General features: G+C 40.1%; 9 protein-coding genes. 8 read left to right on the top strand and 1 reads right to left on the bottom strand.

The window, feature by feature from the left end; translation table 11 throughout:
* From AC1DND_RS14725 to AC1DND_RS14705, 5 genes are all read left to right on the top strand, one after another.
* The coding region (locus tag AC1DND_RS14725; protein WP_477582673.1) for a hypothetical protein at positions 1-1384 on the top strand (1384 nt) is incomplete at its 5' end.
* Positions 1385-1413: 29 nt separating this feature from the next.
* Entirely contained in the window at positions 1414-2307 is an 894-nt protein-coding gene (locus AC1DND_RS14720; protein WP_477582671.1) for an aldo/keto reductase, read from the top strand.
* Positions 2308-3480 carry an enolase C-terminal domain-like protein gene (locus tag AC1DND_RS14715; RefSeq protein ID WP_477582669.1) on the top strand — a complete coding sequence of 391 codons (1173 nt, stop codon included), beginning with the start codon at positions 2308-2310 and terminating at the stop codon, positions 3478-3480.
* Between the two features lie 14 nt (positions 3481-3494).
* Positions 3495-5054, top strand: coding sequence for a sodium:solute symporter family transporter (locus AC1DND_RS14710; RefSeq protein WP_477582667.1), 1560 nt, complete (start codon positions 3495-3497; stop codon positions 5052-5054).
* Between the two features lie 6 nt (positions 5055-5060).
* The gene (locus tag AC1DND_RS14705) at positions 5061-5492 is read left to right on the top strand and encodes an L-rhamnose mutarotase (RefSeq protein ID WP_477582665.1); all 432 of its coding nucleotides are present in this window, start codon (positions 5061-5063) and stop codon (positions 5490-5492) included.
* A 370-nt stretch (positions 5493-5862) separates the two neighbouring features.
* Here the strand turns inward: AC1DND_RS14705 and AC1DND_RS14700 are convergent, their stop codons facing one another.
* Entirely contained in the window at positions 5863-6729 is an 867-nt protein-coding gene (locus AC1DND_RS14700; RefSeq protein WP_477582663.1) for an AraC family transcriptional regulator, read from the bottom strand.
* Between the two features lie 376 nt (positions 6730-7105).
* Between AC1DND_RS14700 and AC1DND_RS14695 the strand changes: the two genes are divergently transcribed.
* The 3 genes from AC1DND_RS14695 to AC1DND_RS14685 form a co-directional block, all read left to right on the top strand.
* Positions 7106-7354, top strand: coding sequence for a hypothetical protein (locus AC1DND_RS14695; protein WP_477582661.1), 249 nt, complete (start codon positions 7106-7108; stop codon positions 7352-7354).
* Between the two features lie 88 nt (positions 7355-7442).
* Positions 7443-9587 carry a glycosyl hydrolase family 95 catalytic domain-containing protein gene (locus AC1DND_RS14690; RefSeq protein ID WP_477582659.1) on the top strand — a complete coding sequence of 715 codons (2145 nt, stop codon included), beginning with the start codon at positions 7443-7445 and terminating at the stop codon, positions 9585-9587.
* Between the two features lie 374 nt (positions 9588-9961).
* On the top strand, positions 9962-10636 hold a 675-nt coding region (locus tag AC1DND_RS14685), incomplete at its 3' end, for a GntR family transcriptional regulator (protein WP_477582658.1).

The raw sequence follows: 10636 nt of genomic DNA, 5'->3' as shown, positions 1-10636 counted from the left end.
GGTCGAAGCGGGCTCTTATTATCTGCCAGAAAATAATAATATTTTTCAGCTGGGTTGGGGGAGCGGACTGATGACTACCTATCCCATGCTGGCTTTGAATGAGACTAAGGAACGCGAAAGAGTGATGGCCGAACTGGATTTTGTGGTAACTAAACTCCAGGGGAAAAGCGGATACTTTTTTGGAGGGATCAAGGCAACAGGTGAGCTTATCCCTGAAAAAATGTCGCCAAACTTTAAACCTGTACAAGCTATGGTGCGAAAGAATGCAGATGCACTGCTCTGGCTAACCAAACACTTGTTATTGTTAAAGGCACAGGGTTATGGCACCAGCATTAAGCCTGAATGGGAAAACGCCGCAAGAAAGCTGGCTGCTGCTTTTGTCCGTACCTGGAAAAAGGATGGTGAATTTGGGCAGTACATTGTTCCCGAAACCGGAGAAATTGCTGTATATAATTCAACTGGAGGAGCAATCGTGCCTGCAGGTTTAGCTATGGCCTCCGATTATTTTAAGGAAAAAGAATGGATGGAGGTTGCCGCCAATGCTGCAAAATTTTATTACAAAAGAGATATAGAAAAACAGGGATTAACCGGTGGTCATTGCGGCGACATATCACAGGATGCAGATGCTGAATCTACATTTGGGTTTTTAGAATCATTAATGGCCCTGTACTATTATACCGGACAAAAGGAATGGTTGGACCGGGCAGAGGTTCAGGCGGCACTAGGAGCATCATGGGTATTTTCTTACGATCCGGTTTTTCCACCAAAAAGTGCGATAGGAGGTTTAAAGAGTAATATGGCTGGTGCCATTTGGGCAAGTATTCAAAACAAACATGCAGCCCCAGGCATCTGTACAGCCTCTGGCGATTATATCTTCAAGTTATTCAGGGCAACAGGAAATGTGCTGTATGCCGACCTGATCAGGGATATTCAGCATGCCCACGCCGAGGCAATAAATATGCCCGGACATATCACAACCAATTACCTGATCGGTTCTTCCATGGAAAGGATTCAATTGAGCGATGCGGAAGGAAAGGGTAGTATTGGTAACTTTATACAAACACGTAATTCCTGGACCGAAACAAATGGTATGCTGATGGCCCTCGAAATACCGGGAATTTATCTGAATGTGGATACGAAGAAATTGTACGTTTTTGATCATGTTAATGCCCAGCTCCTGTCTGGTGATGGTTCCGGGATGATTTTAAAGCTCCAAAATTCTACCCAATATGACGCCGATGTATCGGTTATGGCAGAAACAGAAAAAGAGAAATTAAAGCCGATGGGCTATACCGCATTTTTAGGCTGGCCTAAAGTTAAGGTTAAAGCAGGCGAAACCATTCAGGTAAAAATTAGCCCTTCAAACGGCATTACAGTTTTATAGGTAACATATTATCGTCAATAAATTAAATAATGACAGGCTCAGTAATAGACAATGTAATTTTGGGAACTGCTGCCTTGGGCGGGATCTGGGGGAAGATTCGACCTGAGGAATCGGCTGTAACCATTTTTTCAGCACTCGAACAAGGCATTCAAGCCATAGATACGGCACCGGCATATGGCGATGCTGAAGATATATTGGGGCAGGTGCTCCGCCTATGGGAAGGTAAGCGCCCACAGATCAGCACCAAAGTTGGGCGTAAGAAATGTTATGCTGTTGACGATGGTGACTATGATTTTAGCCCTGAAGGGATGTTGAGAAGTGTAGAAAATAGCTTAGAAACACTTGGAATCCCTACTATCGATATTCTTTTTCTTCATGATCCAGATGCTATTATTCAGTCCGATATAGAAGAAGTTTTAAAGCAATTGGAATACTTTAAGCATATGGGTTATGCAAAAAAAATTGGCTTAGGTGGAAATCCGCCGCAATGGCTAGAACCCTATCTTCAATCAGATCTCTTCGAGGTAATTATGGGCTTTAACCAGCTTAATGCCTGCAAAATTGAAGCTTTGGATACGATCATTCCTTTTTGCGCCCAAAACAATAAGGCATATTATGCGGCAAGCCCTTTGAATATGGGGCTGCTCGGGGCTAAATTTTCTGAATTTACAGCCTCTTMACCGTATTGGCTTGATTTGGATAGTGTAGCACAGGCTAAAAAGATAAATACAATTGCCGAGAAGTACCATATGCCGCTCCATGAATTGGCCCACCGATTTCTTTTTACAATTGATGGGGAGTTTAAAGTGGTTATGGGCGCAACAGATAAAAAACAGTTAACAGATACAATTAAGGCAATAGAGAAAGGTCGATTGTCTCCAGAAGTATATGCTGAGGTACTTAAAACGCTAAATCAACGATAGATGTATAATATAGACAACGAGATTTTTGATATAAAAAAGATTCGGATAAGGGTTTTAGAAAAGGTTAAGGCCATAACTCCGTTTCAGGATGCTACTATGGGCCCCTTCCCGCACTATTCGATATCCATTATTACCATTGAGGATGCAGACGGAAATATTGGAGAGGCGCCCATATACAACAGCTATACCAATATACTGGAGACATGCCTGTTTCCCATATTATTCCATAGTAAAGGTATGCCTTATCAGGAATTCTATCCAAAATTATACTGGTCTATCCGGAATGAAGGATTTAAGGGAGCCGCCTCGGCCTTACTCGGCCAAATTGATATGGCATTGTACGATTTAGCTGCCAGACGCAAAAAAGTTCCCTTACATCAATACATAGGAGCTCTTCGCAGCGATGTGAAAATGTATGGAAGCGGTGGCGGAACAAATTATAGCCTGAAAGAATTAGAAACAGAAGCTGGCCTATTTATAGATGCGGGGGTTGATTGTTACAAAATGAAGGTGGGAAAGGATTTTGGGAAGAAGTTGAATGAAGATATAGAACGGGTAAAATTTGTAAAAAACCTCCTTGGGCCTAAAATTAAGCTTGCTGTAGATGCCAATCAGATTTGGTCTTGTGGCCAGGTATTTACATTTATCGATGCTGTTGGAGAAGAAAATATTCATTGGCTGGAAGAACCGATCCATTCGGCCGCTTACGATCAGATTGAGTTGCTCTGTGGTAAAACCGCTCTTACCATAGCTTATGGGGAATCAGAAAGAACCTCGAAAATTTTCAGGACACTGGTAAATAGCGGAGTGAAACATTTGCAGCCTGTTCCCACGCAGTTGGGAGGTATTAAAGAATGGTTAGAAATAAGAGATCTTTGCGAAACGGAAAAACTACAGTTTTCTTCAGGAGGATATTCGCTGTATTCAACCTTCTTAATGACCACCGCGAACAACAATGCCATGATCGAATACCTGTATGCTATTATGTACGGACTGGAAAAATATTTTCTGGTTAAACCGCAATGGAAGAACGGCAGATTTTTTCTCCCTGAAATAGAAGGACTGCCCGTAAGGATTGATTGGGAATATTGTAAAAAAGAAAATAAGATCATCCGGGAGCAGTTATGGGAACAACAAGATGTTCCGAAATATGCCCCCGTAGTATCCATGTAAAAAAAGAACCAGAAGTGAGTTTATCATTCAACTATATAGATTATTTAATTTTGGGCCTTTACGCCCTTGTCTTGTTCTTTGTTGGCTTCCGTTTTAGTAAAAAGGAAAAAAATGATGAGGATATTTTTTTAGGAGGACGAAGCCTGAAATGGTGGCAGATCGGCTTTTCTATGTTTAGTGCAAATGCCGGCCCGATGATGTTGATCGGTTTTGCTGGCATTGGTTTTTCACATGGCATTGTGGGCAGTAATTTCGAATTATTGGCCTGGATATTTTTAATGTTATTATCCATGGTTTTTCTGCCCTATTACCTTAAAGCCAAAATATCAACTATCCCACAGTTTTTAAAGATCCGTTTCGGTAACCGGTCTTATAATTTTCTGGTCATCTACAGCCTGATTTCGATATTGGTGGTATGGCTTGGAAGCGCCCTTTATGCCGGAGGCCTGCTCATTTCAGGGGTGTTTGATTGTTCGTTATTTACCGCAATTATCATAATTGCATTTGTGGCAACAAGTTTTACCGCTATTGGTGGTTTGAAGGCTGTGGTACGTACAGGTATTTTTCAATCTATCATTATTATTATATCCTCTATCGTACTTACCWTTTTGGGCTTTCAGAAAATTGGAAGCATAGATGCTTTGGTTAACCAGACACCAGAATCTTATTGGAAACTTTTTCTGCCGGCATCACACCCGGAATACTCATGGGTGTCGATTGTTTTAGGTTATCCGGTTGTTGCAATTTACTATTGGTGTGCAGATCAGACTATTGTGCAAAAGATGTTGGCCGCGAAAAATTTAAAAGAAGGACAATACGGAGCTTTGTTTATTGGCACGCTTAAAATAATAATGCCAATCATATTTATACTTCCAGGTGTAATGTGTTATGTTTTATTTAAAGATACGGCACAGCCTGATACGGCTTATATTACCATGATTAAAAGGCTGATGCCGCATGGTCTGCTCGGCTTAAGCATTGCCGCATTGATTGCAGCCTTGATAGATACGGTATCTTCGAGTTTAAATGCCTTCTGTACCGTTTTTACTTTGGATGTTGTTCCGCAGTTTAAACCACTTACTCAGAAACAACAGATAAAAATGGGCAAATGGATTACCATTGTGGCTGCAATTGCCGGGGTTGGTATTGCAATGCTTTTTTCTTATTCGGGCAAAAACTTTTTCGAATTAAGCCAGGGCCTTGTTTCCATCCTTTCGCCACCATTGGCAGTAGTTTTTCTGGCCGGAATCATCTGGAAGCGTGTAAACAGCATTTCAGTAGAAACGGTGCTTTATGGCGGAGGTTTCCTCTGTTTAGTGCTAGGTACCTGTCACGTATTAAATTATCCATACAAAGGCTATTGGCCACATTTTTTGCTATTATCATTTTATATATTTATGGCGTTAAGTGTTGCCATTGTAGTGTTAACATTAATTRCAAAACCACCGGTGGTACAGGTGCAGCCATCACTTCTCGAAACTAAAACTCAGGTAGCCGACAGCTCAAAACCAATATGGTTAAGGTGGCTCTGCCTGGCGGTGATCATGATTTTTATTTATTTACTTTTCAACTAAATCAAAATGAAAAATGTATTCCTTCTGCTTATATACGTAATTTTTGGATGTGCCTTTTTAGGCTGCTCTTATCCGGGTCATGAAGGTAAAGAGGTTGAATATGCCGAAAAAGTATTTGTGGTGAACACGGTTGATAATCAAAAAAAACTGCAGGAATATTTGAAATACCACAAGAATATATGGCCGGAGGTAGAGGGGGGATTTAAAAAAGCTGGATTTAAAAGCATTAGCCTATACCGTTTTAACGACCTTATTGTGATGCGGGTTACCTTTCCAAAAGGTGCCGATCTAAATAAAATGAGCCAGTTGTCTGAATCTTTTAGTCCCCGCTGTGCTGAATGGAATAAATTAATGAATAACTATCAGAAGGGCGTTAACGGCACTTCACCAGGGCAGAAATGGGTTGAGGTTATTCCTTTTTATAAGTTCAGCAACTAATAACCTTAGTTCGATTATATTTACACATTGTGATCAATTTTTGGATTCATTTCCCTAACGCGATCGTCATGATGTTGTATCATAAAGGCGATTTCGCCTCAGACGTTGTCATGTTGAGCTTGTCGAAACACTTTAAAGCGTATTTAACAGGTCCTTCGACAAGCTCAGGATGACAAATCTATATTTATGATACAACCTCATCCTTCCTGCTAGATAGACCCTGAAATAAATTACCTTGGGTGAGCTCGCTTAAGGCTCGGTTTACTGCGTAGCTTTCCGCTGCGCTACAGGTCAGGGTGACGGCAGTGAGTTGAAAATATCTACAGAAGTATTTAAAGGGCATGTTATTAATTGAGTTCAGGTTAATAAATTAAGCGCTGATTTTATACTGTTTGATAAATTCCCTTGGCGATAAGCCTTTTACATCCTTAAAATGTTTGTTGAAATTGGAAATGTTATTATAACCACTTTGATAACAGGTTTCCGTTACATTATAATTGCCTTCCATTAACAATTTGGCTGCGTGCCCAACCCTTATTTCTTTAATAAACTCTACTAGGGTGCGGTTGGTTTTTTGTTTAAAGAACCTGCAGAAGGCACCTGTAGACATGGGTACAATATCGGCCACATCGTTCAATGATATGTCTTGTTTAAAATTTTTAAATATATAATCGAATACACGGTTAATTTTGTTTGCCTCGTTCGAAGTTTCGACAATACTAAATGAAGGCGAAGAGAGTGTTTTATAGGAGTCAGATCCAGCAAGCACATCTAAAAGCTGCAGCATTAAGCCCGCACGGTAAAGGCCTGTTTCAGATAACATTTGGTTCAGGATTGTTTTGACTCTCCCAATCGTTGCTCCGGTAAATAAAATGCCTTTTGCCGCATTTTTGAAAAGTTCGTTCAAACCGGCTGCCTCGGGCTTGGTTAATAGCTCCTTTCCCAGAAAATCAGGGAAAAAATGCAAAACAATCACCTTGGGTTCAGCATTAGGATTAATGGTACTATAATATTGCCAGCAATGTGGCAGATAACTTCCCAAAAGAACGAGTTCTGTTCCACTAAAGTCTTCAATATTGTCGCCTACAAAACGTTTTCCACAGCAATTTTCAATCAGGGCGATTTCAAAATTAACATGTGATTTTAATGAGGCATATTTTTTTATTTCCAGTATTTCCGAACGTACCGTAAAGGATTGATCGGGTGGAAAGGTGAAGTTCTCATAAATATACTGCATGCTGGTTAGTTGTTTTTTGGTTGACCGAGGGCGTTTGGTCTATATAAATATAACCTAATTTATTCACGAAAATAAGCAAATGCAAAAAAAACATCACAAATAATCAAATTAAAGGTAGTTGCACCAGGATGTATATGGGTTTACCACAATATGAGTTAGCTCTGGTCAGAGATAAAAGCCGGAGGTTTTAAGAGTTGGTTTATCTTCAGTACTGGTTCTTTGTAGCAACTTTAAGGAAAAATAAATAAACCATCCCGGTGGCCGTTTTGGCAAATGCGGCAGGATGAATACGTCCTGCTTACATTTTGTTAACTGATAAATAAGCTTACCGAACTTCAGGGAACGTCTACTTCTTCCTTTACTTAACCCCCTAATGATGAAAAGAGCAAGATATATATATAAGCCCGACGAGAAAATAGAAGAAAATGTTATGTCTTCGGGAATAAGGATCAATAGGGATTTGTCGATCGACGAATTTGAATCCTTAACAGAAGGACAACTGGTATTAGATGAAAGCGGTATGTCTGCAATTCTCCTGAATGTAGAGATTGTAAGTCATTTAACTGAAAAGCATATTTACCTCAAACTTTCCTCTTGCCCCAAAACAATTCTCATTATCAAATAGTAAGTTAGTGAATGCAGGGTGTCCAGTCTGGAATGATGATGAAAAGCAATGACCAAATAACAGTAGCTTTGGGTAAATAAATTGAATAATGAAGGTATTAAGCCCTGTTTTTTTATTAATAATATGCTCCCTGAGCGCGTGGTCTCAGAACATTTGGACAAAACCACCTGGCCGTACACCTAGTGATGTTTCAATCGATGCACCGCTAATGGGTAACGGTGATGTAACGATGAGCGTTGGTTTTAAAGAGGGCCGTTTAAGGTATTACCTTTCAAAGAACGATTTCTGGCGTTTAAAATCAAAAGGCGATGGACTTTCAGGGCCACGTGTGATTGGTTTTCTGGATATTAAAACCGAAGGTTTTACGGATGATAACTTTTCAGCAGGACAGTCGCTCAAAAACGGCGTTACTTCCTGTTTGTTAAAAAAAGACAAGCAAAGCTTAACAGCACGGTCGTGGGTATCGGCAACCGAAAATCTGATCTTTATAGAATTAAGTACAYCTGAAGAACCAGCTAAGGTATCTGTTCGCCTGAATGCTCCTGAAAACCCTCAAGCAAAACTGAAAACAGGCGAAACCAACAATGTTTATTGGCTTACACGCTCATTTAAAGATAGCGTTGATATTAAGACCGAAGTGTCTGTGGCCTTAAAAACAATCAATCACAGGGATAGTATTATCCTCTTGCAGCCAGGACAGAAAATAATAGTAGCACTTGCTATTGAAAGCAGATTTAAAAAACAGCACCCTTTAGGTGATGTTCTGAACAGGATAACTAAACTGGATGAAAACTCGGTTAAATCGGTATGGGATAAACACAATACATGGTGGGAGCGCTATTGGGAAAAATCAAATATCACCGTTGAAGATACTGTATTGATGAAAGCTTATCATCAGGGTTTGTATACCATGGCTGCCTGCAGCCGGGACCTGACATTCCCGCCAGGGATATTCGGTTTCACCACCACAGATAAACCTAGATGGAACGGCGATTATCATTTAAATTATAATTTTCAGGCTCCTTTTTATGCACTGTATTCAGCCAACCGTTTGGCGCAGGGCGAGCCGCATGATGCACCGCTTATTGATTTTATAGCCAGAGGGAAATGGTATGCAAAAAATATCAGTAACGCCCGCGGGATTTTGTTTCCCGTCGGTATCGGACCACTGGGCATTGAAGTTACCAAAGATTTTCCTTCAAAAGGTTACCTGCAGCATGGAGATATTGAGCAAGGCGGACTGTTTTTTGGTCAACGTTCAAACGCGGCCTATGGACTGCTTAACATGGCACAACAATGGCGCTGCACCTATGATGAAAAATACGGTAAAAAAATATATCCATATGCACTAGCCATTGTAGATTTTTGGGAGGATTACCTGAAACTTGAAAATGGCAGGTATGTTATTTATGGCGATGCCATCCATGAAGGATCAGGACATGATAAAAACCCGATTTTGTCGTTAGGACTCGTTCGAAATGCGTTTGAGCTGATTATGGATTTAAGTACTTCATTAAAAATAGACGCAGGCAGGCATGAAAAATGGAAGGATATTTTAGCACGGCTGAGCGACTTCCCTACACAGTTGCGCAACGGCAAAAAAGTATTCCGTTATACAGAGCAGGGAGTAGACTGGTGGCCTGACAACGGCTTGGGTATACAGCATATTTATCCCTCAAATGCGATTAATCTGGATAGCAACCCTGAAATGCTAACTGTTGCCAACAATACCATTGATGAGATGAAACGCTGGCAGGATATGAATACCAGCAGTAGTTTTTTTATGGCGGCAATCCGGATCGGATACGATCCTGTTGTTGTTTTAAATGAATTGCACAAATATGCGCAGCATACTTATCCCAACGGTTTCCAGTTAAATAATCCACACGGGATTGAAAACAGCTGTACCGTGGCCAATGCGCTTAACGAAATGCTTTGCATGAGTGCAGGCAATGTAATCCGTTTATTCAATGGTTTACCAAAAGGCCAGAATGCGAGTTTCGAGAATATCAGGACGTGGGGCGCTTTTCTGGTTTCTGCTAATCGCAAAAATGAAACCATTTCCAATGTTAACATCGTTAGTGAAAAAGGGAAAACCTGTGTATTGGTCAACCCATGGCCAAACAGGAAAGTACTCGTGATCAGAAACGGAAAAAAATCGGAGCGCTTGCAAGGGGATAAGATCTCGTTCAAGACTAAAATAAACGAAGTGATACAATTACAGGTATTATAAACCTGAGTTCGATTATTAAATCTCACTTTGTAACGTTTTAATCAAGTTTTCTGTTAAGTCGGTCGTCACCCTGAATTTATTTCAGGGTCTTTCCTGCCAAAAAAGATGCTGAAACAAGTTCAGCATGACGATAAGATTAGGAATAAACCTTGTCTGATAGTTATTTTTACAATTTAATAATCGAACTCAGGTTATAAAGTATTCAGGATAGAAGCTTCGTAAAGATTTTCCTGAAGGAGCTTCTTTCTATTCCATTAATGTGCCATAAGGCTTGCTTATCATATTCAAAGCCAATGAAAAAAATATTTTAAGTAGTTTAATTTTTTTTATTGAAATATGGTGAAATATTATAATTTTGTAATATGTATGAACATATGAACAAAATATCTCAGTTGGATCATGATAGTAAAATACCCCTGCATTTTCAGGCAGAGGAGCAATTGAGAAAATTAATTCAGCTTCCTGAGTTTGCTAATGGAGAACTATTTCCAAAAGAAACGGATTTGGCCATGCGATGGGGAATATCGAGAAATACACTTCGGCAGGCCATTAATAATCTGGTAAACGAAGGTTTACTGGAGCGGAAAAAGAGAGTTGGAACAAGGGTTACGCAAGGAAAAATAACCACTAACCTCACCAACTGGATGAGTTTTACGCATGAAATGGAAGATATGGGATTGATTTTTAAAAATCTCGTACTCGATGTGCAGAAAAAAAAGGCTAGCGAAGAAGTATCAAAATATCTGCAGATAGAGGTCGATACCGATGTAATCTGCCTTAAACGTATCCGCAGTATTGATGATGGTCCCATGGTCTGTTTCGAATCATATTTTCATCCCCGTATCGGGCTTTCTAAAGATGAAGACTTTAAAAAGCCTTTATACGATTTGCTGGATATGGACCACAATATTGTTCCAATGTACTCACAGGAAGAAATAAAAGCGATAGCAGCTACAGAAGAAATAGCCGGTTTGCTTGGAATAAAAAAAGGGTTACCTGTGTTGGAAAGAAAAAGATTGGTGCTCGATGCAGGCAGAAAACCCATAGAG

This window comes from Pedobacter sp. 01N416 (assembly GCF_056399685.1).
This window is presented reverse-complemented; position numbering and strand designations above follow the sequence as displayed.

Coding starts and splice junctions, on each gene's coding strand:
- AC1DND_RS14715 (WP_477582669.1), top strand. CDS start 2,308: ATGTATAATATAGACAACGAGATTTTTGATATAAAAAAGATTCGGATA.
- AC1DND_RS14695 (WP_477582661.1), top strand. CDS start 7,106: ATGAAAAGAGCAAGATATATATATAAGCCCGACGAGAAAATAGAAGAA.
- AC1DND_RS14700 (WP_477582663.1), bottom strand. CDS start 6,729: ATGCAGTATATTTATGAGAACTTCACCTTTCCACCCGATCAATCCTTT.
- AC1DND_RS14705 (WP_477582665.1), top strand. CDS start 5,061: ATGAAAAATGTATTCCTTCTGCTTATATACGTAATTTTTGGATGTGCC.